Annotated in this window: 21 protein-coding genes and 1 pseudogene; 10 read left to right on the top strand and 12 right to left on the bottom strand. The window is 65.1% G+C overall.

The features are described from left to right. The 5 genes and pseudogenes from BLX41_RS36255 to BLX41_RS25950 all read left to right on the top strand — a co-directional run. A pseudogene (locus BLX41_RS36255) lies at positions 1 to 579 on the top strand (EAL domain-containing protein); the annotation flags it as partial. Next, positions 569 to 1564 (top strand): cytochrome-c peroxidase, encoded by a 996-nt coding sequence (locus BLX41_RS25965; protein ID WP_123727202.1) that lies wholly within the window; start codon positions 569 to 571, stop codon positions 1562 to 1564. The pseudogene BLX41_RS36255 and the gene BLX41_RS25965, both read left to right, overlap by 11 nt. Next, positions 1561 to 3366, top strand: coding sequence for a DAHL domain-containing protein (locus BLX41_RS25960; protein ID WP_123727201.1), 1806 nt, complete (start codon positions 1561 to 1563; stop codon positions 3364 to 3366). The genes BLX41_RS25965 and BLX41_RS25960 overlap by 4 nt, the downstream gene beginning before the upstream one ends. Continuing rightward, positions 3366 to 4781 carry an ATP-binding protein gene (locus tag BLX41_RS25955; RefSeq protein ID WP_123727354.1) on the top strand — a complete coding sequence of 472 codons (1416 nt, stop codon included), beginning with the start codon at positions 3366 to 3368 and terminating at the stop codon, positions 4779 to 4781. Before BLX41_RS25960 ends, BLX41_RS25955 begins: the two co-directional genes overlap by 1 nt. 47 nt (positions 4782 to 4828) lie before the next feature. Continuing rightward, positions 4829 to 6241 carry a DUF2252 domain-containing protein gene (locus tag BLX41_RS25950; RefSeq protein WP_123727200.1) on the top strand — a complete coding sequence of 471 codons (1413 nt, stop codon included), beginning with the start codon at positions 4829 to 4831 and terminating at the stop codon, positions 6239 to 6241. Positions 6242 to 6250: 9 nt separating this feature from the next. On the opposite strand, the gene BLX41_RS25945 is transcribed toward BLX41_RS25950, so the two are convergent. From BLX41_RS25945 to BLX41_RS25915, 7 genes are all read right to left on the bottom strand, one after another. Then, on the bottom strand, positions 6251 to 8821 hold the full coding sequence (locus BLX41_RS25945) for a bifunctional diguanylate cyclase/phosphodiesterase (protein ID WP_123727199.1): 2571 nt from the start codon (positions 8819 to 8821) through the stop codon (positions 6251 to 6253). Positions 8822 to 9060: 239 nt separating this feature from the next. Beyond that, on the bottom strand, positions 9061 to 10020 hold the full coding sequence (gene nudK, locus BLX41_RS25940) for a GDP-mannose pyrophosphatase NudK (protein WP_123727198.1): 960 nt from the start codon (positions 10018 to 10020) through the stop codon (positions 9061 to 9063). Then, positions 10017 to 11006, bottom strand: coding sequence for an SMI1/KNR4 family protein (locus BLX41_RS25935; protein ID WP_123727197.1), 990 nt, complete (start codon positions 11004 to 11006; stop codon positions 10017 to 10019). Before BLX41_RS25935 ends, nudK begins: the two co-directional genes overlap by 4 nt. A 67-nt stretch (positions 11007 to 11073) precedes the next feature. Beyond that, positions 11074 to 11385 carry an AzlD domain-containing protein gene (locus BLX41_RS25930; RefSeq protein ID WP_185073801.1) on the bottom strand — a complete coding sequence of 104 codons (312 nt, stop codon included), beginning with the start codon at positions 11383 to 11385 and terminating at the stop codon, positions 11074 to 11076. After that, positions 11385 to 12083, bottom strand: a complete 699-nt coding sequence (locus BLX41_RS25925) for an AzlC family ABC transporter permease (protein ID WP_123727195.1) — start codon at positions 12081 to 12083, stop codon at positions 11385 to 11387. Before BLX41_RS25925 ends, BLX41_RS25930 begins: the two co-directional genes overlap by 1 nt. A gap of 243 nt (positions 12084 to 12326) precedes the next feature. Beyond that, on the bottom strand, positions 12327 to 13523 hold the full coding sequence (gene fabV / locus BLX41_RS25920) for an enoyl-ACP reductase FabV (protein ID WP_123727194.1): 1197 nt from the start codon (positions 13521 to 13523) through the stop codon (positions 12327 to 12329). A gap of 274 nt (positions 13524 to 13797) precedes the next feature. After that, positions 13798 to 14829, bottom strand: coding sequence for a lysozyme inhibitor LprI family protein (locus tag BLX41_RS25915; protein ID WP_123727193.1), 1032 nt, complete (start codon positions 14827 to 14829; stop codon positions 13798 to 13800). A 209-nt stretch (positions 14830 to 15038) separates the two neighbouring features. On the opposite strand from BLX41_RS25915, the gene BLX41_RS25910 reads away from it, so the two are divergent. The 5 genes from BLX41_RS25910 to BLX41_RS25895 all read left to right on the top strand — a co-directional run bounded on the left by BLX41_RS25910 (position 15039) and on the right by BLX41_RS25895 (position 21027). After that, positions 15039 to 17537, top strand: a complete 2499-nt coding sequence (locus BLX41_RS25910) for a phospholipase D-like domain-containing protein (RefSeq protein WP_123727192.1) — start codon at positions 15039 to 15041, stop codon at positions 17535 to 17537. Continuing rightward, a complete protein-coding gene (locus BLX41_RS25905) occupies positions 17534 to 19117 on the top strand; it encodes a hypothetical protein (protein WP_148059777.1) in 1584 nt (527 codons plus the stop codon). Before BLX41_RS25910 ends, BLX41_RS25905 begins: the two co-directional genes overlap by 4 nt. A gap of 74 nt (positions 19118 to 19191) precedes the next feature. Next, positions 19192 to 19926 carry a substrate-binding periplasmic protein gene (locus BLX41_RS25900; RefSeq protein WP_123727190.1) on the top strand — a complete coding sequence of 245 codons (735 nt, stop codon included), beginning with the start codon at positions 19192 to 19194 and terminating at the stop codon, positions 19924 to 19926. 12 nt (positions 19927 to 19938) lie between these two features. Continuing rightward, positions 19939 to 20109 carry a hypothetical protein gene (locus tag BLX41_RS33880; protein WP_185073788.1) on the top strand — a complete coding sequence of 57 codons (171 nt, stop codon included), beginning with the start codon at positions 19939 to 19941 and terminating at the stop codon, positions 20107 to 20109. 105 nt (positions 20110 to 20214) lie between these two features. Continuing rightward, positions 20215 to 21027 carry a DeoR/GlpR family DNA-binding transcription regulator gene (locus BLX41_RS25895; RefSeq protein ID WP_123727189.1) on the top strand — a complete coding sequence of 271 codons (813 nt, stop codon included), beginning with the start codon at positions 20215 to 20217 and terminating at the stop codon, positions 21025 to 21027. A 71-nt stretch (positions 21028 to 21098) separates the two neighbouring features. Here BLX41_RS25895 and BLX41_RS25890 read toward each other — a convergent pair whose 3' ends face one another. From BLX41_RS25890 to BLX41_RS36250, 5 genes are all read right to left on the bottom strand, one after another. Further along, positions 21099 to 22166 carry an alpha/beta fold hydrolase gene (locus tag BLX41_RS25890; protein WP_123727188.1) on the bottom strand — a complete coding sequence of 356 codons (1068 nt, stop codon included), beginning with the start codon at positions 22164 to 22166 and terminating at the stop codon, positions 21099 to 21101. Positions 22167 to 22236: 70 nt separating this feature from the next. Further along, positions 22237 to 23019 carry a 2-oxo-tetronate isomerase gene (gene otnI / locus BLX41_RS25885; protein WP_123727187.1) on the bottom strand — a complete coding sequence of 261 codons (783 nt, stop codon included), beginning with the start codon at positions 23017 to 23019 and terminating at the stop codon, positions 22237 to 22239. Between the two features lie 22 nt (positions 23020 to 23041). Continuing rightward, positions 23042 to 24505, bottom strand: a complete 1464-nt coding sequence (locus tag BLX41_RS25880; RefSeq protein ID WP_123727186.1) for a GntT/GntP/DsdX family permease — start codon at positions 24503 to 24505, stop codon at positions 23042 to 23044. Positions 24506 to 24682: 177 nt separating this feature from the next. Next, positions 24683 to 25321: a 3-oxo-tetronate 4-phosphate decarboxylase gene (gene otnC, locus BLX41_RS25875; RefSeq protein WP_123727185.1), complete on the bottom strand. Its 639-nt coding sequence runs from the start codon at positions 25319 to 25321 to the stop codon at positions 24683 to 24685. After that, the coding region (locus tag BLX41_RS36250) for a nucleotide-binding domain containing protein (protein WP_311197587.1) at positions 25318 to 25889 on the bottom strand (572 nt) is incomplete at its 5' end. The genes BLX41_RS36250 and otnC, both read right to left, overlap by 4 nt.

The following is a 25889-nucleotide window of genomic DNA, read 5'->3' as shown; positions in this document are numbered from 1 at the left end:
GTGCCCCCCCGCCAATCCCGGGCGTGGCAGCAGGCGGGACTGGCGCCGATCCGCCTGTCGGTCAACCTTTCGGCCAGCGACTTCAGGCAACCGCAACTGCTCCAGCAGTTGCAGGGCGCACTGCTGGACAGCGCCCTGGACCCGACCCTGCTGGAGCTGGAAATCACCGAAGGGGTGCTGATGCAGAACGTCGAGGCCACCCTCGCCACCCTGCAAGCCATCAAGGCCCTGGGAGTGCGCCTGGCGGTGGACGATTTCGGCACTGGCTATTCCAGCCTCAGCTACCTGCGCAAGTTCCCGGTTGACGTGCTGAAGATCGACCAGTCCTTCATCCAGGGCCTGAGCAACGAACCCAAGGACGCCGCCCTGGTCAGTGCGATTATCCAGCTGGGGCGCAGCCTGAACCTGAGCGTTATCGCCGAAGGGGTGGAAACCCAGGAACAACTGACCTTCCTCAAGCAACAGGGCTGCGAGGAAGGCCAGGGCTATTACTTCAGCAAGGCCCTGCCGGCCGAGGATTTTGCCCACCTGCTGCGGGCCCAGGCGTCTCAGATCCAGGTAATCGGCCATGACCGCTGAACAACCGTCGACGCAACGCCGACGCTCCCCGCCGCTCCTTGTCGGCCTGCTGCTCTGGGCCCTGCTCGGTGTCGCTCCACCAGCCTTGCCGGCGCCGCTGGACGAACCGCTCAAGCCCCTGCCCGAAGCGCCGGCCCTGGACCCCAAGCGCGTGGAGCTGGGACGCCGGCTGTTCAACGAGCCGCGCCTGTCCCTGGACAACAGCCTCTCCTGCGCCAGCTGTCATCGGCTGGAACAGGGCGGGGCCGACGTGCTGGCCAATTCCCTGGGCATCAAGGGCCAGCCCTCCCGGGTCAATACCCCAAGCGTGTTCAACGCTGCGCTGAACTTTCGCCAGTTCTGGGACGGTCGTGTCGACACCCTCCAGGCGCAGATCGACAACGTGGTGCAAAGCCCCATCGAAATGGGCAACAACTGGCCCAACCTGGTACGCACCCTGAACGACGACGCCGGCTACCGCCAGGCCTTCGGCGAGCTGTACCCGGACGCCATCACTGCGGCCAACGTGCAAGACGCCCTGGCCAGTTATGAACGGACGCTGCTCAGTGCAGGCTCGCGCTTCGACCAATACCTGCAAGGCAACACCGAGATCCTCAGCCAGGAAGAGAAGTACGGCTACCAGCGGTTCAAGGACTACGGCTGCATCGCCTGCCATCAAGGGGTCAATATCGGCGGCAACATGTTCCAGAAATTCGGCGTGATGAATGACTACTTTACCGACCGGGGCAACCCCACCGACGCCGACCTGGGACGCTTCCTGATCACTGGCGACGAACAGGACCGCAACGTGTTCAAGGTCCCCAGCCTGCGCAATGTGGCGGTCACCGCTCCCTACTTCCACGACGGCTCGGCAAAGACCCTGGAGCAGGCCGTGGAAGTGATGTTCAAGTACCAGCTGGGCCGTACCCCCAATCCCCAGGACACCCGCCTGATCGTCAAGTTTCTCCAGACCCTCACCGGGCAATGGCAGGGCAAGCCGCTATGAAGCTGCCCCGTCGCTTGCCTTCAACGGTCCTGACCCTGGTGGCCCTGGGCCTGGTCCTGGCGCTGGCGTTTCTCTACTTCAAGACGATGATCGGCCAGTCGGCGAACTTCGCCCTGTCCCGAGACCTGATCGGCCACATCAAGCAGTTGAACGCCCAATGGGAAACCGAGGTGCTCAAGGCGCGCATCGCCATTACCCACGACTACGATCCGCTGGTGCTGCCGGTGCAGCAGATCAACCAGCTGTGGCGGCGCTTCGATCAGCTCTCGCAACAGGGCCACAGCGACCCCGCGGCCTGGCAGGCCAGTCATCAGGCGTTCCTCGAGGCCTTCCAGGAAAAGGCCGGCCTGGTGGAACGGTTCAAATCCCACAACTCGGTGCTGCGCAATTCCCTGGCGTTCCTGCCCACCGCCGAGGACGACATCCAGCGCCGGTTGGCCAGCCTCGATGATCAGGAGCGGCTGGCGCAGCAGAACATTGCCATCGACACCTACGACCTGCTGCTCAGCAGCCTGGAGTTCGCCCAGGTCTCCAGCGACGACAAGGCTGCGGACATCCTGGTGGGGCTGAACAAACTGGCGGTCAACAAGGAGCGCCTGCCCCAGGTCATGCACGAGCCGGTGGAGATCCTCAGCAACCACGTCTCGGTGATCCTGCGCGAGCAGCCGGTGGTCAATGACTTGCTGGAGCGGCTCACCTCGATCCCGGTGGCCGAACGCCTGGACGACATCACCAGCCTGCTCAACCGCGACCAGCTCCAGTCCGACCTGCAGGACCAGAAGTCCCACCAGTATCTGCTGGCGTTCTCCGTGCTGCTGGTGCTGTTGATCCTCTATCTGGCCATCCGCCTGATCAGTAGTTATGCAGTCATTCGCCGGGTCAACACCGCCCTGCAAAGCGCCAATGAACACCTGGAGCAGCGGGTCGAGGAACGCACCCGGGAACTCAAGGAGGCCCAGAGCGAGTTGCTGGACTCCGCGCGCCAGGCCGGCATGGCGGAAATCGCCACCAATGTCCTGCACAACGTCGGCAACGTGCTCAACAGTGTGAACATCTCCAGCGAGATCCTCAGCCGCAAACTACGCTCCAGCAAGGCCCAGGGGCTGGGCAAGGCGATGCTGTTGATCAATCAGCATCAGCACGATCTGGGGCGTTTTTTCAGTGAAGACGAAAAGGGCAAGCTGCTCCCCGGCTACCTCAACCAACTGGTGGAAGCCATTGCCAGCGAGCAACAGGGCATGAGCGACGAACTGGCCCAGCTTGGCCGCAGCGTCGACCACATCAAGGAAATCGTTGCCACCCAGCAGTCCTACGCCGGGGCTTCACGGCTGATCGAGCCCTTGCGCGTGAGTGAACTGATCGAGGACGCCTTGCGCATGAATTCCGGCGCCCTGGCCCGGCATCAGGTCACGGTGGTCAAGGACTACACTGACGTGCCACCGGTCATGGGCGACAAGCACCGCATGCTGCTGATCCTGATCAACCTGATCAGCAACGCCAAGTACGCCATGTCCGACCTCGACGAGCACTCCCGAACCCTGACCCTGAGCGCCCATGTGCTCGATGGCCGGACCTTGCGCATTCAGGTCCAGGACCGCGGCGAAGGCATTGCCGCCGAGAACCTGACGCGGATCTTTGCCCACGGTTTCACCACCCGCAAGGAAGGACACGGCTTCGGCCTGCACAGTTGCGCCCTGGCCGCCATGGAAATGGACGGCCAGCTCAGCGTGCACAGTGACGGGCCGGGACTGGGAGCGACCTTTACCCTGGACATACCGCTGATCAGCGCCGAGGGCCAATGATGGACGAGCTGAGCAACCGCCGGATTCTGTTGATCGACGACACCCCGTCGATCCACGACGACTTTCGCAAGATCCTCACCCCGCCCCCGGCGGACGACAGCAGCCTGGACGATCTGGAGGCGCAGCTGTTCGGCGCCCAGGCCAAGCCCCGGCAACAGCCCTTTGAACTGGACTCGGCCTACGGCGGCCAGGAAGGCTTGAGCAAGGTCTGCCTGGCCCTGGAACAGCAGCGCCCCTATGCCCTGGCCTTCGTCGACATGCGCATGCCCCAGGGCTGGGACGGGGCCCAGACCATCGAGCGCCTCTGGCAGGAAGACCCGCGCCTGCAGGTGGTGGTGTGCACCGCCTATTCCGACTACTCCTGGGAGGATCTGCTGGAGCGCCTGCAAGGCCATAACCGCCTGCTGATCCTGAAGAAGCCCTTCGACAATATCGAAGTCCAGCAGATGGCCAGCACCCTCACCAGCAAGTGGGAGATGACCGCCCGTGCGTTGTTGCAGATGCACCACCTGGAGGATCTGGTGGAACAGCGCACCGAGGACCTGAGACAGGCCGGTGCGGCCCTGCAACAGGAAATCGACGAGCGCAAGCAACTGGAGAACCAGCTGGTGCAATCGGAGAAGCTGGCCTCCCTCGGGCAACTGGCGGCCGGAGTCGCCCACGAGATCAACAACCCCATCGGCTTCGTGGCCTCCAACCTCGGCAGCCTGGCGGGCTACCTGCAACAGATCGGCCAGATGCTCACGGCCTATCGCCAGAGTGAAGAGGCCATCAGCGCGCCGGAATTGCGCAAGCGCCTGCAAAGCCTGCGGGAAAGCATCGACCTGGACTTTCTCCAGGAGGACATCCCGCTGCTGATCAAGGAGTCCAAGGACGGCATCGGCCGGGTCGAGCAGATCGTCAAGGACCTGAAGAACTTCTCCCGGGTCGACAGCGACCAGCAATGGCAGATGGCCGACCTGCAACAGGGCATCGACTCGACCCTGAACATCGTCGCCAACGAACTCAAGTACAAGGCCGACCTGATCAAGCACTACCAGCCGCTGCCAGAGATCGAGTGCCTGCCCTCCCAGCTCAATCAGGTGGTGATGAACCTGGTGGTCAACGCCGCCCAGGCCATAGGCCCCGAGCGCGGCACCATCACCCTGAGCAACGGCGTGGCAGGCGACCGGGTCTGGCTGGAAGTCACCGACAGTGGCTGTGGCATCGACGAGCAGCACCTGCAGAAGATCTTCGACCCCTTCTTCACCACCAAGCCGGTAGGCCAGGGCACCGGGCTGGGCCTGTCGCTGTCCTACGGGATCGTCAAGAAACACGGCGGACAGATCAGTGTGCGCAGCCAGTTGGGCGTGGGCACCACCTTTCGCGTGGAACTGCCGATCCGTCAGGGTCCCCATCAACCGGACCCGGCCTGAACCGGACACGCCCGCCCTCTTCCCTCGCCCGCCTACAGGACCCTGCCATGAGCCGCCCCCACGACCCGATCAAGCAGGGCAAGGACGCACGCAAGCACTGCCCCCGCAGCAGCCACAGCGCTCCCGGCCAGATCAAGCGCGACCCCCTGCCGCTGATCGAGGCCTCGAGCCAGGGCCGGGTCCAGTCCCTGGTGGCGCTGCGCTACGGCCGCATGCTGGTGTCGCCCTTCACCTTCTATCGCGGCAACGCCCTGCTCCAGGCCCATGACCTGGCCACCACCCCGGACATGGGCCTGCGCTCGACCATCTGCGGCGACTGCCACCTGATGAACTTCGGCGGCTTCGCCACACCGGAACGCAACCTGCTGTTCAGCGTCAACGACTTCGACGAGGTCCATCCCGGTCCCTGGGAATGGGACCTGAAGCGCCTGGTGGCGAGCTTCCTGATTGCCGCCCGGGACCTGCGCCATGGTGCGGCGGTGGAAGAAAGCGTCTGTCGCGAGCTGGTGGGGGCCTATCAACGAAGCATGGCCACCTGCGCCGAGCAAAGCGCCCTGGAGATCTGGTACGACGCCCTGACCTACGAAGACCTGCTGCATCAGGCCCGGGCCAACAGCGCCACCCTGGAGCACGTGCAACGGGCCATGGACAAGGCCGAGCGCCGCACCCACGCCCATCTGCTGCCCAAGATCAGCGAACGCGACGCCCAGGGGCGCCTGCTGATCCGCGACGATCTGCCGGAGATCTTCCACCTGCACAACACCACCAGTCTGCTGGACCCGGACGACGACTGGATGCGCCTGGAAGACTGGCGACCGCTGTACGAGGCCTTCATGCGCGACTATCGCGGCACCCTGCAGGCCGACCGGCGTGACCTGCTGGCGCGCTTTCACCCCTGCGACCTGGCCTTCAAGGTGGTGGGCGTGGGCAGCGTCGGCACCCGCTGCCTGGTGGCGCTGCTCACCGACAACCAGCAGCGACCGCTGTTCCTGCAGTTCAAGGAAGCCCGCCGCTCGGTACTTGCCGACTATGTGCGGGTGCGCTCGCGACCGCGGCACAACGGCCAGCGGGTAGTGGAAGGCCAGCGCCTGATGCAGTCCGCCAGCGACCTGTTCCTGGGCTGGACCACCGGCCCCAACGGCCGCCATTTCTATGTGCGCCAACTGCGGGACATGAAGGTCTCGGCCGAACTGGAAACCTTCGACGAAGAGACCTTCGCCGCTTACGCGAGGATCTGTGGCCGGGCCCTGGCCCGGGCCCACGCCAAGGCCTCGGGCCAGGCGGCACTGATCAGCGGCTATATCGGCAAGAGCGAAACCCTGGCCGAGGCCCTGTGGCACTACGCTCAGGCCTATGCCACGCAGAACGAGCGGGACTTCGAGCGCTTCCAGCAGGCCTGTCGCAAGGGGCGCTTGCAGGCCCGTTCGGAGGCGGACTTCGCCGCCGACCACCTGCCCTGAAATCCGGCTTCAAGTGGTGGACCGGCTGGTCTGGGACAGTTCGGCGCAAAGCGTCATCCAGGCGTCGCTGTCCAGGGGCGGACTCAGTTGCGGCCCCTGGGCCTCGTCGCACTGAATGTCATGCAGCGCCTTGAATTGCTCCGGGGTTTCCACGCCTTCGGCAACCACGTTCAGACTCAGGGCATGCCCCAGGTCGACGATGGCTTGAACGATCGAACGCCCGACCTGATTGGCGCTCAGCCCCGCCACCAGGCTGCTGTCGATCTTCAGGCCGTCCAGGGGAAAGCTTCGCAGGTACTGCAACGCCGAGTGGCCGCTGCCGAAATCGTCCATCAGCAGTTGCACCCCGAGGGCCTTGAGCCCCTGCATGATCTCCAGCACCTGGCGACCGTCATCCAGCAGCGCCTTGTCGGTCATTTCCAGCACCAGGCGCGAGGGCGCCAGTCCGCTCTGGCCAAGCACGGTCCTGATCCTGGCCACCAGTTGCCCGCGCTGGAACTCGGTGGCCGACAGGTTTACCGCCAGCAGCAGGCGCTCGGGCCAGGCCCGGGCCGCGCGGCAGGCGGCGTGCAGCACCCAGTTGCTCAATGGCAGGATCAGCCCGGTGTCCTCGGCGATGGGGGTGAACACCTCGGGGCCCAGCAGCCCACGCTGGGGATGCTGCCAGCGCACCACCGCCTCGGCACCCACCAGTTGCCCGTCCGCCAGTCGATAGCGTGGCAGAAACTGCAGCAGCAACTGATCCTGCTCAATGGCGTGGCGCAGGTCGCGCTCCAGGCCGCGGCGCTCGATGATCCGCACATTCATGTCGCTGGCATAGAAACGCCAGGTACTGCGTCCCGCGGCCTTGGCCTCATAGAGGGCGATGTCGGCAAAACGCAGCAGCTCTTCCGCCTGGCTGGCATCGCTGGGCGCCCGGGCGATGCCGATGCTGGCACTGATGAAGACTTCATGCTCGGCAATGTAGAACGGCTCTTCGATCCGCTCGATCAGGCGCCGGCACAGGCCTTCGATCTCGGGTTGGGCGACCTGCCCCGGGACCACCAGGACAAACTCGTCGCCCCCGACCCGGGCCACCAGATCCTCGCCCCGCAGGCATTGGGCCAGACGCTGGGACACCTCATGCAGCACCTGGTCGCCCGCTGCATGCCCCAGCAGGTCGTTCACCGGCTTGAAGCGATCGAGGTCGACGCTGAGCATCAACAAGGGCTCTTGCAGGGTCGGCAGGGCCAACAGCTTGCCTTCGAGAAACTCCTGCATGCGCGTGCGGTTGGCCAGCCCGGTGAGGGCATCGTGCTGGGACAGGTACTCGATCCGCCGCCTTGCGGCGACCTCTTCGGTGATGTCGCTGGCGGTGCCCCGGAAACCGCCGGCGGCCATGGCCCGCACCGAAAGGCGACAGATCCGCGGCTGCCGGTGGCCATCCAGGTAGGCGCATTGCACGATTGTCTGGGAGCGCCGTTCCGGAGCCGCCAGCCAGTTGAGCAGCGACCCCTGCTCGGAGCTCAGCAGCTCATTCATCGGTCGCCCCAGCGCGGATTCCCGGGGCAGCCCGGTGACCGCCTCGAAACGCTCGGACAGGTAGGTGAAGCACAACTGCGGGTCCACCTCCCAGATCCAGTCGGACGCCGCTTCGGCGACGTCGCGAAAGCGTTCTTCACTGGCCAGCAACGCACTGCGACTGACCCGCAGGGCCTGGACCTGATCGTCCATGACCCGGGCCGCCGCCCCGGCCCGGCGCAACAGTAAGCCGGCCAGGATGCCCGCCAGCAAACCCGCCAATAGCAGCAACGGCATCACCAGCACCAGCAACTGATGCCCCGGGCGCGTGGGTTGCCATTGCAGGATTCCGGCGCCATCGGGCAGGCTCAGGGACGGCAGTGCGGTTGCCGGCCCGGGGCCGGCCACCTGCAACTGTTCGATGCCCAGGCCCTGGCCCAGGGCCAGCAGCCGCGACGGTTCCAGGCGCGCAACGAAGATCAGCACCGACTGGGGCCCGCTGTCGGCATGCACTTGCGGGTCATTACCCGGGCTCAACAGGTCGGCGACCACCAGCGCCGGGGCCCCGGCGATGGCATGGTAATGGCTGATGGCCTTGCCGCCGCCCGCCCGACGCACCTCGTCCACCAGGGGCGCCAGCTGTTCCCCCAGCCAGTCCCGGGCATCCATCGATTCCAGCCGCCCGGCCACCAGCGAATACACGGTTCGGCCTGCCGGATTGATCACGAACACGCCGTCGAAGCCCAGCTCGCGGTACAGGGTCGGGCCGAAGTTCTGCCGGGTGTAGGCCCAGTCGAGGTCGACCTGCAAGTGCAGGTGCTGGTAGGCGTCGCCCCACAGGGCATAGTCCTTGAGCGTGGTGCGGGCGTTGCTGTCCAGCGATTGCAGCGCCTTGTCGATGTCCAGGCGGTTGTGCTGTTCGGCGGCAAGGTTCTGATCGAGGGCGATGTACACCAGCAGCACGCCGGTGAAGAGGAACAGCGCCAGCAGCAGTCCCGAGCATCCCAGCAAGGTGGCACGGGTCAGCGCCTGATTGGAGGTGCTGCGCCCTTGAGAAAGATCAAGACCGAGGTTTTCCATAATGCTCCAGGCGCCATGGCGACAAACCGACCGGTGAGGCCTTGCCCCACGCGGCTCTTGACGAAGCTCGCGCTTGCCTATTGACGATAGACAGTATTTTCCCGTCGGGCCTGAAAAAGCCCGGTGCCGGAAGACTGCGGGGGTGGTGCGAGGGGTGGTGCAGGCGCTGGCGGCCACTGCAGGCGATCGATCCGACCACCTGCGGCACCCTGAATCGCGGCCTGGATCAGCGGCCTGGATCAGTCCCGGAGCGCGCTCGGCGTCACCGGCGGCAACTGCTCCACCCGCTGATAGATGTTCAGGCCCAGTCGCTCGCCGATCCGCACCATGGCATCACAGCCCGCCGATGCCCCGCCAATACGCAGTACCGCGTCACAGCGTTCCAGCAGGCGTTCGGCATAGGCATGGAACTGCGCGTTGTAGATCTCATCGCCCACCGCCAGGGACCCCGCCAGTCGGGTCATGGGCAAGGCCACCCACTCCCCCAGCACCGGGAAATGCCCCGCCGCCAGCACCTGGGCGGCGCAGCGCTCCATGGCCTCGACATTGCGCGCCAGCAGCGCCGGGTCGTCGCCGGTGCCGGAGCGGTACGGCCCGGCCACCAGCACCATCAGGCTGCGCGGCTTGAGCACATGCAACTGCAGGTATTGCAGGAGCATGATGGTCTTGCCGTCGGCGATTTCCCCGCTCTTGATCATGCCCAGGGCCTGGTCGATGTCCAGTTCCAGGACCTCGATGTCCTCGCCTTCGTGCTCCAGCCCGCCGCCTGCATCGATGCGGTCTTCGGCCTGGTAATGGCCAATGAAGAAATGCACCCGCTCGGTCACCGAGCCCGGACTCATGAAGGCGTCGAAGACCTTCTGCACCTCGCCCACCCGGCAGCCGGTTTCCTCCTGGGCTTCCTGGCGGATGCGCACCTCGGGGCTGGCGTTGTCCAAGAGCCCGGCAGCGGTCTCGATCAGGTAGCCGCTGTGGCCGTTGACGAAAGCCGGCATGCGGAACTGCCGGGTCAGCAGCACCGTGCGCCGCTCCAGGTTGTACAGCAGGATGGTTGCGCCATTGCCGCGGTCGTAGACCTCGCGGTCCTGGGCCTGCCAGCTGCCGTCACGGCGGCGCAGCTCGAAGCTGTATTTCTTCAGCACGTACCAGTTGTCGGAGAGCGTCTGTTGGGCGGTGATGCGGATGGTTTCCTCGCTCATGGCTGCTCCTGGAGTTGAGGGTGTGCGGGGCGAAACCCGGCCAGCTGCTCCAGCAACTGCGCCTGGTAGGCCGGAGTCAGGGCGAACCCGCCCGCCACCTGCTGCAACTGGCCACCTGCCAGCCGGTTGCGGAACCAGTCACGGACGAAATCCGGGGCGTAGCCGCCAGTGCCGAAGCCCCTGGCGAAGGCGATCATGTCCTGATAGACCTGCAGGTACGCCTTTTTGTCGGGGACCGGGTAGCGATTCTGGTACAGCCAGAACTGCAGGTCATACAGCAGTTGCGACAGTGGATCGGCATGCAGGGCGAAGTAGCGCTTCTCATGGACGATGCGCAAGGCGATCTGGCGGATCAGCGGTCCCAGGTCGGGGACTGCGCTGAAATGGCCGAGCAGTTCCTCCAGCAGCGGCGAGAACGGCGCGTGGGCGACCTTGTCCAGATCATCCAGGTAATCCTGTTCCGAGGTGTCGTAGACCTCGGGCGACACCAGCCCGCGGACAAAGGCCTCGAAATCCGCTGCCAGCACTGTCACCGCGTAGTCGGCCTCCTGGTCCACATGCACCACCTGCGGCTCGCCCTCGGGCCCGCACTCGCGGTAGTCCAGGGCGACCATGTCGTGCCCCGCGGAGGGGCAATCGCAGATGTACACCCCCAAGTCCGGGTAGCCCCATTCCTCGATCATGAAACGGCTGCCCAGGCCACCGCCCAGGGAATAGTCGCCATCGCAGCCGATGCTCAGAAAGCTGTCGATCGCGCAGTGGTCCTCGGCCCAGGAGGTGCCCTGCTCGGTGGGGAAACAGCTGAGGTGCGGGCGCCCGCCGTTGTAGCGGTTCATGAAGGCCACGTAGGACAGCGGCAGGCGATAGCCCAGTTGCGTCTGCAACTGGGCTATGACGGCGGGGCTGGCGGGGGGCTGGTTGATCTTGCTGCTGGTGGCCCGGTCCCAGAACGCGTCCAGGTCGATATCGTGGGGAAAGTCGCTCATCCGATGCATCCGTTGCGGTTGAAGGTCGGCCTGTGCCGAAAGCTGCACAGGCTACCGCAAACGGCCCTCAGAACCACCAGCGCAGAAGGAAAAAGAACCCCATGCTCAGCAGCATGCTGACCAGGGTATTGCGGGTGTAGATCACCAGCGCAATGGCCACCAGGGAACTCAGCAGATAGGGGTTGTCCCAGTGCAGGTTCAACTGGTGGTCGGGCATGAACACGATCGGCCCGCAGATAGCGGTGAGCATGCCCGGCACCGCAAAACCGAGGAACTGCCGGGCGTTGCTGCTCAAGCGCAACGGCAGGCGCGGTTCAAGAAACACATAGCGATTGAGAAAGACCAACAGCCCCATGCCGAAGATGACTGCCCAGACCATCATGCTTGCCCCCGATAGAATTTATTGCAGACAAAACCGGCGGTCATCCCCGCCAGGCCCGACAGCACCAGGGCCGAGCCCCAGTGCCAGTAGCTGAACAGCACCGAGCAGAACAGCGACACCGCGACGCAGACCACGGTGGGCACATTGCGCACCAGTGGCGTGATCAGGGCGATGAAGGTGGCGGCGATGGAGAAGTCCAGGCCCAGGTGCTCAAGGCCGGGGATGCTCTTGCCCAGCACGATGCCCAGCAAGGTGAAGAGGTTCCAGGCCACATAGAAGGTCAGGCCCACGCCCAGGGCGTACCAGCGGTCGAACTGCTGCTTGTCGTGGGCGCTGGTCAAGGCGAACAGCTCATCGGTGAGCAGAAAGCCCAGGCCCACTCGCCAGCGGCCGGGCAACGGCGAAATCACCGAGCGCATGCTCATGCCGTAGAGCAGGTGCTGGGACGTGAGCAGCAAGGTGGTCAAGAGGATCGAGAAGATCCCCGCCCCGCCCTTGAGCATGCCGATGGCCACCAGTTGCGCGGCGCCGGCAAAGACGATGCTCGATAGCCCCTGGCCTTGCAACGGCGTGAGATTGGCCTCGATGGCCATGGAACCGGCCAGCAGCCCCCAGGGCGCGGTGGCCAGGGACAGCGGCATGATGGCGATGGCGCCGCGAACAAAGGCGGCACGAGGTAAGAGAACGCTGGACATAGAACCCTGCACACAAGTAACGGACGCTGACTGTGCCATCTGCCGGCGCCCCTGGCTTGAACGATCTTGCGCAATTGCCCCGCCCCGCCCTCGTAGGAGCTGGCTTGCCAGCGAAGGCGGTTCCAAGACCTGTACAAGACGTTCGGGCCCCTTCGCCGGCAAGCTGGCTCCTACGGGAAATAGGGGGATGCAAACGACAGCGCCCCTCACGAAGGAGGGGCGCTGGCTGATGCTACGAGCGGATTACAGCTGGATCAGGTTGCTGATCTTCACGTCCGGATCGACGTCGGCTTCGTAGTCGACACCTTCGATCTCGAAACCGAACAGGCGCAGGAACTCTTGCTTGTAACCGACAAAGTCGGTCATCTCGTAGAGGTTCTCGCTGGTCACCTGGTCCCACAGCTGCTTGACCCGGTCCTGGACCTGCGGTTGCAGCTCCTTGTAGTCGGCACGCAGGCGGCCTTCCTGGTCGATCACCGGCTCGCTGTTGTACAGGCTGTCCTTGTACAGGCCATAGACCTGCTCGATGCAACCTTCGTGGCTGCCCTGCTCTTTCATCACCTTGAACAGCAGCGACAGGTACAGCGGCATGATCGGGATTGCCGAGCTGGCCTGGGTCACCACGGCCTTGAGCACCGACACCCGAGCGTCGCCGCCCAGGCCGGCCAGCTGCTGGCGCATGCCGATGACTTTGTGGTCCAGGTCCTTCTTGGCTTCGCCAATGGAACCGTTCCAGTAGATGTCGTGGGTCAGCTTCTCGCCCAGGTAGGTGAAGGCGGTGGTTTTCGCGCCTTCAGCCAGGACACCGGCTTCGTGCAGCGCGTCGATCCACATCTGCCAGTCTTCGCCGCCCATTACCGCCACGGTGCCGTCGATCTCTTCCTGGGTCGCCGGCTGCAGGGTGGTTTCCTTGACGATTTCCTTGTCGGTGTCGACACCGCGCAGGGTCACGGACTTGCCCAGGGGCTTGAGGGTCGAGCTCAGCACTTCACCGGTCTTGGGGTGGGTGCGGCGCGGTGCGGCCAGGCTGTAGACCACCAGGTCGATCTTGCCCAGGTCGCGCTTGATGGTCTCGATGGTCTCGGCCTTGACCGCGTCGGAGAAGGCGTCGCCGTTGATGCTCTTGGCGTACAGGCCCTTTTCTTCTGCGAACTTGTGGAACGCCGCGGTGTTGTACCAGCCGGCGGTGCCCAGCTTGCCGTCAACGCTGCCACGCTCGAAGAACACCCCGAGGGTGTTGGCGCCACAGCCGAAGGCTGCGGTGATCCGCGCGGCCAGGCCGTAGCCGGTGGAGGCGCCGAGGACCAGCACGTTCTTCGGCCCTGCGTCGATGGCGCCCTGCTGGGTGACGTAATCGATCTGCTGCTTGACGTTGGCTTCGCAACCCACCGGATGGGTCGTCACACAGATAAAGCCGCGAACGCGGGGTTTGATGACCATTTACAATCTCCCAATTTCAATGTGCCAGGCGCCGATAACGGCGGCGGCAGTGTCACTTGCTAAGTCGTAGACGCTCACAATGGCTTCGCGTCACCAACCAATGGAATTTGCCCGGCAGGCCGGGGTCGTGCGCCAGTGCCGCACCCTTCAGGCGGACATCCAGGCTGCCAGGGCCGAGACTCTAGCAGCTGCACCGGCCGGCTTCAGCATCCGCCCGGCGAAATTTCTGCCGCCGCATTCAGCAACCTTTACTGGAGTTCGATCAGCCGCCACTTCAGGGCATCATGTCCAATGGCAGTTGCTGGCCCTTGCTGCGCGCCTCGTACCAGTGCTGTACCACGTCCGGCAGGCTGTGCTTCCACTCAGGCTCGGTGGTGTAGTAGCGCACCCGCACCTCATCAGTGGGCCCCGCCACGGCCAGCAGCGCGACCCATAACTCGCCCCTGGCGCCGCGCACGAAAATCGCCGCATTGGTGGTAGCCAACCCCTGCAGCCACATATCGGTGGCCTCGGCGCCCTTGAGTTCGGCCGAGGTTTCCTGGGAGAACACCGAGCCGCTGTCGAGCAGGGTCTGGTAGTCCTTTTGCAGCAGCTTGCGGGCGCGCTGATCTTCCTCCTCGGTGCGCACCAGCGCGGTGGACAGCAAATCGTACTGGTTTTCCAGGATTTGCCGGGAGGCCACGTAGAGCCCGTCGTAATACACCCCCGAACCGGCACCGCAGGCATAGGAGTCGCCCTCCTGGGTCACCTGCAACAGACCGTTGCGCGGGGTGAAGCGCAGGTTGCAGCCCTCGACGCCGTAGCGGGCTTCACCGCCCTTGAGCAGCAGCTTGCCCGCGAGCGCACCGGAATTGGCGCCGCCCATGGCCGACAGGTCGAAGCTCAGACGATCTTCGCCGCTGCGCCGGATCACCAGCTCACCGCCGTAGAACGGGCTGACCGACACCCGCTGCCAGGTGCCCTGCCAGTTGAACGGGATATTCACATAGCGCAGCACCATCAGCCGGCTCAGGTATTGGCTGCGCAGACAGCCCAGGTCGGCCTGGCACTGGTCGCGCTGTTTGAGCCATTCACGCTGGCTCAGGCGCAGCGCCTTGGGGTCCTTGGTCTCGGCCAGGGTGGCCGTCCAGGCCTTGCCCAGCCGGCTGTCCAGCCCGGCGGTATAGGGGTCGGCGCAGATGGCCTTTTCACTGGCACTGGCGGCCTTGGCGCAGTCGAAACTGCTGGCCTGGGCAGCGGTGGCACAGGCCAGGACAGCGAGCAGCAAGCCACTGGCCCGCAGTGGACGTACAAAGGGAGCGGACATGGGTCGATTCCATTCAAAAAGGGCTTTGCAAGAATACCTGCGTCGACTGCTCACTCACGAAACGTTCATGAAAAAAATCCCTCTGCGCCTTCCTTCCCGGCCTCATGCCCCCCTACCAGCACTGTGACATCACCGACACTTGCAACAGCGCGGCGTTGCCCGATAATCAGCCACCGACTTGAGCCTCGACCCATGGACTGGAGAGCACGATGGCGTCCCCCCCGAACACCCCAGGCCCCAACGGACCGTCGCAACTGCACTTCATCGAAAACGGCCCGTGGAAAGAGGCGCTATTCACCACCTATGCCCTGAGCCTGACCTACTTCGAAAGCTACGTGCTGCCCCGACTGCGCGAAGCCGGCTGTGAAAAAGTCACCCTGCTGGTGGATATCCAGGGTTACCGCGGTTCGATGATGGAGTTGCGGGCGCGGCATGTGGGCAAGGACTACGCCTTGATCCCGGTGCGGGTCCAGGACGGTATTTTCCACCCGAAGATCACCTACCTGCGCGGCGAGGACCAAGACCTGCTGATGGTCGGCAGCGGCAACCTGACCTTTGGCGGCCACGGGCGCAATGTCGAGGTGCTGGAAGTCCTCAAGGCCGGGGAGCAGCCGGGGGCCTTCGCCGACTTCGCCGACTTCCTGGAAAATCTCTGTACCCAGCCGCACCTGCAGATCGCCGACGACAGCGCCCTCTTGCCCTTCATTCAACGGGCCCGGGCCCTCAGCCAGCAGTTTCATGATCAGGCTCCAGCGCAGCCGGTGGAATTGCTGCACTCCCTGGACACTGCCATCACCGAGCAGTTGATCGAGCGCGCCGCAGGCCGGCGCTGGCACAGCCTGCTGCTGCTTTCACCCTTCCACAGCCGCGATGGACAGTCCCTGGGCCATCTGCTCAAGACCTTGGGCATCCCTCGGCTCACCGTTGGAGTGCCGGGCAACGGCGTCTCCTCCTTTCCCCTGGAGCAGGCCAGGGACTGGCCGGTGGAGATCGACTGGGTGACCCCCAGGGTCGACCACAACCAGCGTCGGCTGCACGCCAAATGGCTGGAGTTGCGCGGCGCCGACAGCTGGACCCTGACCGGCAGCGTGAATGCCACCCGGACCTCCATGGACAGCACCGACAACGTGGAAGTGGCGGTGCTGCGCAAGCTCGACCGCGCCACCGACGAGTGCTGGGAGCCCGTCGAGGCGCCGCGCTATGAAGCCGATGCCTTCGAGCGCCAGGACCAGGAGGCGGCCCTGTGCGTCTATGCCCGCCTCAACCAAGAGCAGCAGCTGCAAGGCCGGCTGATCGGTCAGCCACCCTTGGCAGGAGAATGGCTGGCGACCCTGGAATGCGCCGAAGAAGTCCTCGAAGTGGCGCCGCTGCAACTGACCGCCCAAGGCGGCTTCGTCTGGTCGCTGCAACGGGCCCTGGACTCCAGGCTGGACGAGGGGCTGCAACTGCGCTTGCAGCGCGAAACACAGAGTGCCCGTGGCTGGGTCTGCATCGACGCCTACCTGAGCATGCCCCTGCCGATTCGCAGCCTTTACGGTGCCCTGGGCCGACTGCTGGGGGGCAACGAAGCCCAGGGCGATCTGCAGATCCTGCTCAACTGCCTGGTGGTGCATGCGCAAAAACTGCCTGAAGAGCCCGATGGACCACTGAGCACTGAGCCCGCCACGACGCCCGTCAACGAGCCAGGCGGCACCGAGCCGCCTGCGCCACAGCCGCCCCAGCGCCCTCGCCACTGGCTGCCGACCGTGGCCAAAGCCGCTGCCGGCCGCGACGGCAGTTGGGCACTGCTCCAGGCCATCGCTGGCTTGCTGCACCACGCCAACCCCGGGCAAGAACCCGGGAGGCGCGGTGATGCAGCACCTATCGTCGAACTGGACAGTGGTCGAGAAGACCGCGACACCGACTTCGATCCGGCGTCGGACCCCAACCTCGAATCGCTGCCCTCTCCCAACCTGCTCAACGAGTTCAACCAGACCCTGCAGAGCCTGGTCAACCTGAAGGGCCTGAGCAGCCGCAAGAAAGCCCAGCTGCTGTATGTCTGGTGCCATGTCGCCCTGGACCTCTACCTGCGTCGCCTGCACCTGCCGGCCAGTGCCCGGGACTTCGCCCAGCGCTGGCTCAACTGCGTCGACCACGCCCAACTGGCCGCCGAAGATCGCCCACTGGTGGACGAAGCGGTCTACGGCCTGGCCGCCACCCTGGCGCTGCCGGGCAGGCTGGCCTCTCGCGCAACCCTGGGGACCCTGGACGCCACCACCCTGCATGAATACCTGGAACGCTACGGCCAGGGCCCCGTGGACTTCGTCCAGGCCCGGCACCTGGCACAACGCTGGTTCAACCAGGAACCTGCGCAACGGCTGGTGGAGCGTGGGGTTTCCGAGGCCCTGGCGGCCCTGGACGCGGTGCAACACACCAGCACCTTGCGGGCGTTGCTCAGCAGTTACATCGAGGATCGTAAACAGGCGCGTCAGCAACGACTGCCGGCGAATCGTTTCAGCCCGGAGGAGATCAGCGCGCTGCAGCACATCCACTCCCCCAACCGCCCCCGGCCGGGTTATTACCGTGTCAACCATCGCACCATCAGCAGCTGCCCCAACACCCACTGGTGCAGCGCCCCGGTGGAGCGCGAAGCCCTCACCCGCCTGCAGCAACGGCGCATCAACCACTGCCAGTATTGCCAGGCCCTGATGGTGTCACTCGAACCATGAACGCATTGCCTCAACGTGCCTTTTTCGTCTCCCCGTCCGTGCGTGAGAGCGGCGGCGTGGATTACCTCGGACTGCGACAAGCCAACCTGGAACTGATGGACCAGTTCATGCCGGGGATCAACAACCGTACCCAGTGGATTCGCCCGTATTCGGTGATGTGCTGGACGGTGTGGATCTTCAATCAACACAGCGATCCCTACTCGGGCGAGTTGCCCGTGGGTAAACGCTTCGAACGGTTCAGGGAAAAGATCGAGGTGCTGTTCGGCTGGAGCCATCAGTTGGTCGGTGACGGTGCCTACATGGCCGGCAATGGCCAGTACAGCCCGCCCGGCAAAGGCCCTTTCACCCTGGACTTCAAGAGCTGGCATCGCGGCCCCAGCTGGTTCGATGCGGTGCAGTACGGCCCGTCGTTCAAGCCCGACACCGGCCTGGGCCTGGCCTGGCCGCAACCCGACGGCACCTACGGCGTCACCGAGGCCGGCGAAGCCCTGGCCCGGGCCCTGGATAAAGGTTTGCGTACCCTGGCGTTCTATCCATGGCTGACCTGTATTGAAGACCTGCAAGGCAGCGTCGAACAGGCCGGCGCGGTGCATCTGCAGTGGGATCGCAATCGACCGAGCAAGGAGGAAACGCAGATTTTTCGCGATGAGTTCTACCCGCCCGCGGGAACAGCGAAGAACCCCAGGGCCGGCCACCGAGAGTGTTCAATCCGTCTGATCCTTGCCACGTTGCAGGTGCTGGGCAGCGCAACCAGCCTGCCGGCGCTGCGCCGGGCCATGGCACTGCTGCCTATGTCCGACTTCCCTGCCGAGCAGAAGGACGCGCTGGCCCCGACCCAGGCGCTGTGGCGTGTCCTGCAGTTGCGCCAGGCCCAGCGCCTGGCCTTTGAAAGCCTGTTCGGCTGGGTGGAACAGCATATCGCCCAGGGCCTGCACAGCAGTGAGGAACTACGCGACCGACTGCTCTGCCTCGACGCCAGTCCACTAAAGGCCGATACCTCGGTACACGCCGCTCTGGAGCACTACCGTGCCTTGGCCCCGCAAACAGCCAACCTGCTGGAGGCGGGGCAGCAGGTGACCGCGCTGGATCTGTTCGAGCGCATCGACACTCTGCAGGGGTTCATCGACAACCACGACGAGCAAGCCGCCAGCGAGGCCTTGCAACTGTTGTTTCTGGTGGCGGCCATCACCCGCGACCTCAGCGCCTGCCTTCGGCACGGCGCCTATCTGGACCAGGGCGGCCAGGCTCGGCTGTCGTTGCAGCACTGGCTTCGGTCACTGCAGCGCAAGCAGCAGATCAGCCTGTCGGAGCTGGTCCTCAACCTGATCGAGAACAACCTGCTGAGCCAGCACTTCGGCATCGCCGCCATCCGCATGACCGAGGCCAAGCCCAGGCTGCGCATCAGCCTCGAGGAACAAGGCCTGGTTTCCCTGCTGTCCGGTACGGACAACGCCTGGCGACCCGGGCTGACCGAAGACCGGCTGTATTCGACCCTGGCCTTGATGACCGAAAGTCGACTGCTGCGCCGTCGTTGGTGTGAAGAGACGCAGACCTGGCTCTATCAGTGTGCCAAGCAATGACGCCGGATATTTTCTGGCGACGCCCTTCCAGAGAGCGTACTAAGCTCTGCTCCTTTGTGCGTTCAAGGTGCGCGATGAACTGGGTTCTGGGTGTCATGCTGTCCCTGTTGAGCCTCGCCGCCGCGGCGGAGCTGCGCATGCTGACCGACAACCACCCGCCGCTGCACTTTCAGCAGGGCCAGCACATGACGGGCTTCGCTGTGGAGGTGGTGCAAGCCCTGGCGCAACGCACCGGCGATCCGGTGCAGGTGCAGCAACGGCCGATGTTGCGCGCCTTGCGCGATGCCAGCGAGGCCGAAGACACCGCGGTGTTTACCATTTTGCGCACGGCCGAGCGCGAGTCGCGCTATCAGTGGGTGGGGCCGCTGATGCAGACCGAAACCGCGCTTTACGCCCGCACCAGCGACAAGAGCGCGATCACTGACCTGCACCAGACCCGAGGGCAGATCGCCGTACCGCGCAAGTGGCTGGTCTACCGCTACCTCAAGCAACAGGGGCTGGATAACCTGTGGGGCGTGGACAGCCCGCAGATCATGATTCGCCTGCTGCAGATGGGACGGGTGCAATACCTGGTGGCCGACACCATGAGCGTCAGCACCTTTGCCGCCGAAGCGGGCCTGCCCTTCGATCAGTTGAGCTACCAGATGCCGCTGATGCGCCAAGACGCCTATATCGCCTTTTCCCCCAAAGTCGACGCCGCCCAGGTGGCCCGCTGGCAGCGGGCCCTGGACGCGATGAAACGCGATGGCAGCCTGCAACGGCTCAAACAGCGCTGGCATATCGACCGCAGCGCCCCCTTGCGCCAATAGATTGAGTCGCCCATGACAAGCCTGCTCCCATGGCTGCCCATGCCCCATCAGCTAGCACTCGACTGCCCGCAGTGCGGGGCCCTGGCCCGCTTCGAGTTCATGGTGGCCAGGTCCATCGAACGCAAGGCCCGGCCGCTCCTGACCCGCCTGCTCAAGCGACAGCTGACGACGGCCTCAAGATAGAATTTGCTGACTCGTGAGCGGCAGTAAATCTCGTCCACGGTGGCGAGTTTCGCTACTATGACGAGCCTATTTCTGCCTTTGCCGACCCGCCAATCCGGAGCCCCAATGCCCAGTCCCAAGGACCTCGCCACTGACAGCAACGCCCCGATGATTCCGGAACAGCGCCGTGAGCAGATCCTGCGCCAGTTGCGCAAGCATCAGGTACTCAGCGTGCATCAGCTGATGGAGATGTTCGATTGCTCGCACATGACGGTGCGTCGCGATATCGCCCTGCTGGAACAGGAAGGCCGGGCCTATTCGGTCACCGGCGGCGTGCGCATCGCCAGTCAGTTGCACAGCGAGCCCAGCCATCAGTCCAAGGCCGTGGTGGAGCTGCCGCAGAAACAGGCCATGGCCAAACTCGCGGCGCGCCTGCTGCATGCGGACATGACGGTCTATCTGGATGCCGGCACCAGCACCCTGGAAATCGTGCCGTACATCAAGGCGCTGTCGGGCATGACCGTGGTGACCAACGATTTCGGCGTGGTCCAGGCGTTGCTCGACGCGCCCCAGGTGACAGTGATCCACACCGGTGGGCAGTTGGACCATTCCAACCATTCCTGCGTCGGCGGGCTGGCAGTGGCGACTCTGCGCCAGGTGGTGACGGACGTGGCCTTTATCTCCACCAGTTCCTGGGACCTGCGCCGCGGCATCACCACGCCGTCGGCGCTGAAGGTGGAGGTCAAGCAGGTGGCGATGCAGTCGGCGACCCAGGTGGTGCTGGTGGCCAGCAGTTCCAAGTACGGCACCTTCAGCATGTACAAGATCGCCGACCTGGAGCAGTTCGACATCATCATCAGCGACACCGCCCTGGCGCCTGCGGCGGCAGACGGAATTCGCAAGCACGGGATTGAACTGCTGCTGCCGGTTCAGTCCTGAGTCAGCGATAACCCCCAGCAGTCCGTGGCGAGGGAAATTGCTCCCTCGCCACGAAGAGACCGCAATGGCCGTTAGTGGGGTTTCTCGGTCTCGACCATGAACTGCGCCAACTCCTTGGCATACAACCGGGCCATGCCGGTGGTGCCGTGCCCGCGGGTTTCGGCGCTGGCGGGAATCAGCAGCAGGCGTGCATCTTTCACTTGCTTGAGCGCCGCTTGCAGAGTGCCGGTTTCCGGTGGGTTGCGCTCATCGTCCGCCGAGTTGATCACCAGCACCGGAGCCTGGATCTTGGCCAGGCCCGGCGCGGCGTTGTAGTCCGCCGAAGACTGCCACTGGTAGATGAAGTCATTGGCATCGGCGGTCTGCGGCGCCTTGAGGCGTTCATCCACCAGTTTGTCGGCCTGGGCACGGGTCGGCGCCAGGGCCTGATAGGCCAGGGTGCCGCCACTGGTGCCGGTGGCGAACAAGGCATTGGCCAGACGCAGGGACGGTGGCTGGACAAGGTAGTTGCCCTGGTTCCAGGCCGGGTCCTGCTTGATCGATTCCACCAGCAAGCGGCGCATCATCCAGTTGCGCGACGCCATCTCGGTGGGCTGCGAGGCCATGGGCACCAGGGCGTCCATCATCTGCGGCCAGGTCTGGCCCCAGATCCAGGTCTGCATGCCGCCCATGGAGTTGCCGATGATCAGGCGCAGGTGCTTGACCCCCAGCCCTTCGGTGACCAGCCGGTACTGGGCCTGGACCATGTCGTCGTAGTTGTACTGGGGGAAGCGGGTCCGCAGGCCGTCCGAGGGTTTGCTCGACTGACCGACACCGATGCCGTCGGTGGCAATGATGTAGTACTTGCTGGCATCCAGGGGTTGCCCCGGGCCGAACAACTCACCGCCAAAATCCTTGCTCAAGAGATCGCTGGCCGGCCGGTAAGTGCCGTGCAGGTAAAGGATGGCCGGGTGCTTCGGGTTGCCCAGGGTGATGTAGTGGAGCTTCAGGTTGGCGAGCTGTTCACCGTTGTGGAAGCTGAACTGCGGCGCGACCCAGTCGCCTTCAGTGGCCGGCGGCAGGCTGGCTGCCGCAGCCAGGGAGGCGCCACCCAGGGCCAGAATCAGGCCGAGCGCGGCCTTGCAGGCAAAACGCTGCATGGGGAATGTCCTTGTTTTTTATTGGAGAGAAGGCCCCTTGGCGCGCTCGGCGCCAAGGGGCGGCACAGGCTTAGCGCGCCTGCCAATCCCGCAGCCATTGCAGGCCGGCGGAGGTGTCGCCACGGGGGCGATATTCGCAACCGACCCAGCCGTCGTAGCCCAACTCGTCCATCAGCTGGAACAGGTAGGGATAGTTCAACTCCCCCAGGTCCGGCTCGTGGCGGTCCGGCACCCCGGCGATCTGGATATGGCCGATGCCCGCCAGGTCCCGACGCAGCTTCACCGCCAGGTCGCCTTCGACGATCTGGCAGTGATAGCAGTCGAACTGCACCTTGAGGTTGGCGGCGCCGACTTCCTTGCAGATGGCCTGGGCCTGGTCCTGGCGGTTGAGGAAGAAGCCCGGCATGTCCCGGGTGTTGATCGGCTCCAGCAGCACGGTGATCCCGGCCTTGGCCGCCTGGGCCGTGGCATGGGCCAGGTTCTCCAGGTACACCGCGTGATGGCGGGCCCGGTCCTGTTCCGACGGCAGCAGACCGGCCATCACGTGAATCCGTGAATTGCCCAGCACCGCGGCGTATTCCAGGGCCTTGTCGAACCCCTGGCGGAACTCCTGCTCGCGTCCGGGCAGGGAGACGATGCCCCGCTCCCCCGCCGCCCAGTCACCGGGGGGCGCGTTGAACAGCGCCTGCTGCAGGCCGTGGTCGTCCAGGCGCTGCTTGAGCACCTGGGGGCTGTAGTCGTAGGGAAACAGGTACTCCACCGCGCTGAAACCGTCGGCCGCCGCAGCGGCGAAACGCTCGAGGAAGTCGTGTTGCGGGTAGAGCATGCTGAGGTTGGCAGCAAAACGAGGCATGTGAACTCCTAGATTCCAAGGGTCAGACAAACGGCCAGATCAGCAGGGTAATACAGAACCCCAGGGTGCCGAGCAAGGTGGTGATCACGGTCCAGGTGCGCAGGCCGTCCGCCACGTTGAGCCCGGCCAGCTTGGTGAAGATCCAGTACCCGGCATCGTTGATATGGGACATGGCCAGCCCGCCACCGCCCATGGCCAGGCACAGCAGGGCCATGTGGTTGGGGCTCAGGTCGAGGGTGGCGATCAGCGGTGCGATGATGCCCGCCGTAGTCACCAGGGCCACGGTGGTGGAACCTTGCACGGCGCGCAGCAGCATGGTCAGCAAGAAGCCCAGGGCCAGCACCGGCAGGCCGGTGGTGCGCAGCATGTCGGAGACCACGGCACCGATCCCGGTGTCCACCAGGACCTTGCCGAACACCCCGCCGGCACCGGCGATCAGGATCACCATGGCCACCCCGGGCAAGGCCGAGCCGATCACGTCGGAGACCTGGCTGCGGCTCCAGCCGCGGCGCGACCCCAGCAGCCAGGCACAGAGCAAGGTGTCCAGCAGCAGCGCCACCAGCGGAGCCCCCAGTACGGTCAAGACGCCGCGCAGGGTGGATTCCAGTGGCAGCAAGGACGTGGCCAGGGTGCCCAGCAGGATCAACACGATGGGCAACAGGATCAGACTGACGATCAGGCCGAAACCCGGTGGCGGCGCCGGCGGCAGTTTTGCCGCCAGGCTGCCGGTGGACTCTTCCAGGCCCATGTGGGCCACGGCGGCCACTGCCTGGGGGCTGGCCGGTTGTTCGGCGCCATTGTTCCAGGCCGCCAGGTCTTCGTTGGTGACGTGGGGACCGTAGACTTCAGCACGGATATCGTCGGTCATCGGGTAGTTGCGTCGAGTCATGCGCCCGGCAACGCGATAGCCGACGTAGCACAGCAGTGCGGTGAGCGGCAGGCCGAACATCAGCACCCGACCCAGGTCCGCGCCCAGTTGGCTGGCCGCCGCCACCGCACCCGGATGGGGCGGCAGGAAGGCGTGCACGGTGAGCAACGCGGCGCACATCGGCAAGGCGAACACCAGCAGCGGCTTGCGCGCACTGCGGGCCACACCGTAGGCCAGGGGCATGAGGATGATCACCCCGACTTCGAAGAATACCGGCACGCCGATGATGAAGCCGGCCATGGTCAGGGCCAGGGGCGTGCGGCGGTTGCCGAAGCGCTCGATCAGGGTCTTGGCCAGGGCCTCGGCGCCCCCGGACAGTTCGATGATGCGCCCGATCATGGCGCCCAGGGCGATGATGATGGCGATGTGGCCAAGGGTCTTGCCCATGCCGCCTTCGATGGTGGCCACCAGCTCCGCCGGTTTCACCCCGGCCACCAGGGCCACCAGGATGCTCACCAGCATCAGGGCGACAAAGGGCTGGAACTTGTACTTGAGCACCAGGAACAGCAACAGGGCGATGCCGGCCCCGGCAGTGATCATCAGAATCAGCGGGCTCATTGGGCAAGCCCTCCACCCAGTGGTTGGCAGGTGTTGCAGGTGACGCTGGAACCCGTAAAGCCTATGCAGTCATTCATCTCGGGATGTCCTGTTGTTATTGTTTTTTACCGGCAAGCCGCTCCCCGCGAGAGCCCGATGGCGCTCCCGGGGCCGCTTGCCGTGAAGCGTTGTCAGTGATTACCAGGCGGCGCCGAAAGCATCCCGCAGTTCGTCCAGGGCGTGTTGATCCAGGGGCGCAGGTCGCGGTTGGCTCATCAGCCACAGGCGCGCGGTTTCCTCCAGTTCTTCCAGGGCATAGCTGGCCTTGGACACGCTGCTTTCCCAGACCACCGGGCCCAGGCGTTCAAGCATCACTCCACGCACCCGGTTGGCCAGTTGCGCCACCTGCTCGGCAACCTTGGGCGAACCCGGACGCTGGTAGCCGATCAGTGGAATGTGCCCGACCTTCATCACCTGATACGGAGTCAGCGGCGGCAGGATGTCGTCGTCGCGCCAGACCCCGGCCAGGGTCAATGCCACCAGGTGAGTGGAATGGGTGTGCACCACCCCGCCCACGCCCGGATTGCGGTCATACACCTGGCGATGCAGGGCCAGGGTCTTGGACGGCTTGTCGCCGCTGACCCACTCCCCCGCCAGGTTGACCTTGGCGATGGCCGCCGGATCGAGGCGCCCCAGGCAGACATCGGTGGGGGTGATCAGCCAGCCATCGTCGAGACGGGCGCTGATGTTGCCGGCGCTGCCCACGGTGTAGCCGCGCTGATAGAGGCTGTGGCCGACGTCGCAGATTTCTTCGCGCAGGGCGTTTTCGCGGCTCATGCCTGACCTCCGGCCAGTTGGCGCAGGGCCTTGGCGAAAAAGTCGCGACCGCCGAAGTTGCCGGACTTCAGGGCCAGGGCCAGGGGTTCACCGCCACTGCTGACCGTGGCCGGCACCCCGGGATCGATCTGTGCACCGATCTGCAACAGTCGTATTCCCAGGGCCTTGACCACCGCCCCGGAGGTTTCCCCGCCGGCCACCACAAAGCGCCGCACGCCGTTGTCCCGCAGGCCCTGGGCAATCTCGCCCAGGGCGTTCTCCACCAGGGCACCAGCGCGCTCGACGCCCAATTGCCGCTGCACCGCCTTGACCTGCTCCGGGGTGCTGGTGGCGTAGATCAGCACGGTGTCCTGCTGCGCCTGGACAAAGGCCAGGGCCTGGGCCACCACCGGCTCCCCCGCCGCCAGGGCCAAAGGATCGATGCGCAGGGCCGGACGCTCGGCCTCGAGCCAGGCGTCCACCTGGGCATTGGTGGCCGCCGAGGCACTGCCGGCCAGCACCACTTCGCCACCGCCCACCGACGGCAGGCTCGCGGCATCCAGCTCCCGCAGCTTGCCGGCGCGGCGGA

This window comes from Pseudomonas protegens (assembly GCF_003732485.1).
Classification (GTDB): Bacteria; Pseudomonadota; Gammaproteobacteria; order Pseudomonadales; family Pseudomonadaceae; genus Aquipseudomonas; species Aquipseudomonas protegens_B.
This window is presented reverse-complemented; position numbering and strand designations above follow the sequence as displayed.

Coding starts and splice junctions, on each gene's coding strand:
- BLX41_RS25965 (WP_123727202.1), top strand. CDS start 569: ATGACCGCTGAACAACCGTCGACGCAACGCCGACGCTCCCCGCCGCTC.
- BLX41_RS25960 (WP_123727201.1), top strand. CDS start 1,561: ATGAAGCTGCCCCGTCGCTTGCCTTCAACGGTCCTGACCCTGGTGGCC.
- BLX41_RS25955 (WP_123727354.1), top strand. CDS start 3,366: ATGGACGAGCTGAGCAACCGCCGGATTCTGTTGATCGACGACACCCCG.
- BLX41_RS25950 (WP_123727200.1), top strand. CDS start 4,829: ATGAGCCGCCCCCACGACCCGATCAAGCAGGGCAAGGACGCACGCAAG.
- BLX41_RS25945 (WP_123727199.1), bottom strand. CDS start 8,821: ATGGAAAACCTCGGTCTTGATCTTTCTCAAGGGCGCAGCACCTCCAAT.
- nudK (WP_123727198.1), bottom strand. CDS start 10,020: ATGAGCGAGGAAACCATCCGCATCACCGCCCAACAGACGCTCTCCGAC.
- BLX41_RS25935 (WP_123727197.1), bottom strand. CDS start 11,006: ATGAGCGACTTTCCCCACGATATCGACCTGGACGCGTTCTGGGACCGG.
- BLX41_RS25930 (WP_185073801.1), bottom strand. CDS start 11,385: ATGGTCTGGGCAGTCATCTTCGGCATGGGGCTGTTGGTCTTTCTCAAT.
- BLX41_RS25925 (WP_123727195.1), bottom strand. CDS start 12,083: ATGTCCAGCGTTCTCTTACCTCGTGCCGCCTTTGTTCGCGGCGCCATC.
- fabV (WP_123727194.1), bottom strand. CDS start 13,523: ATGGTCATCAAACCCCGCGTTCGCGGCTTTATCTGTGTGACGACCCAT.
- BLX41_RS25915 (WP_123727193.1), bottom strand. CDS start 14,829: ATGTCCGCTCCCTTTGTACGTCCACTGCGGGCCAGTGGCTTGCTGCTC.
- BLX41_RS25910 (WP_123727192.1), top strand. CDS start 15,039: ATGGCGTCCCCCCCGAACACCCCAGGCCCCAACGGACCGTCGCAACTG.
- BLX41_RS25905 (WP_148059777.1), top strand. CDS start 17,534: ATGAACGCATTGCCTCAACGTGCCTTTTTCGTCTCCCCGTCCGTGCGT.
- BLX41_RS25900 (WP_123727190.1), top strand. CDS start 19,192: ATGAACTGGGTTCTGGGTGTCATGCTGTCCCTGTTGAGCCTCGCCGCC.
- BLX41_RS33880 (WP_185073788.1), top strand. CDS start 19,939: ATGACAAGCCTGCTCCCATGGCTGCCCATGCCCCATCAGCTAGCACTC.
- BLX41_RS25895 (WP_123727189.1), top strand. CDS start 20,215: ATGCCCAGTCCCAAGGACCTCGCCACTGACAGCAACGCCCCGATGATT.
- BLX41_RS25890 (WP_123727188.1), bottom strand. CDS start 22,166: ATGCAGCGTTTTGCCTGCAAGGCCGCGCTCGGCCTGATTCTGGCCCTG.
- otnI (WP_123727187.1), bottom strand. CDS start 23,019: ATGCCTCGTTTTGCTGCCAACCTCAGCATGCTCTACCCGCAACACGAC.
- BLX41_RS25880 (WP_123727186.1), bottom strand. CDS start 24,505: ATGAGCCCGCTGATTCTGATGATCACTGCCGGGGCCGGCATCGCCCTG.
- otnC (WP_123727185.1), bottom strand. CDS start 25,321: ATGAGCCGCGAAAACGCCCTGCGCGAAGAAATCTGCGACGTCGGCCAC.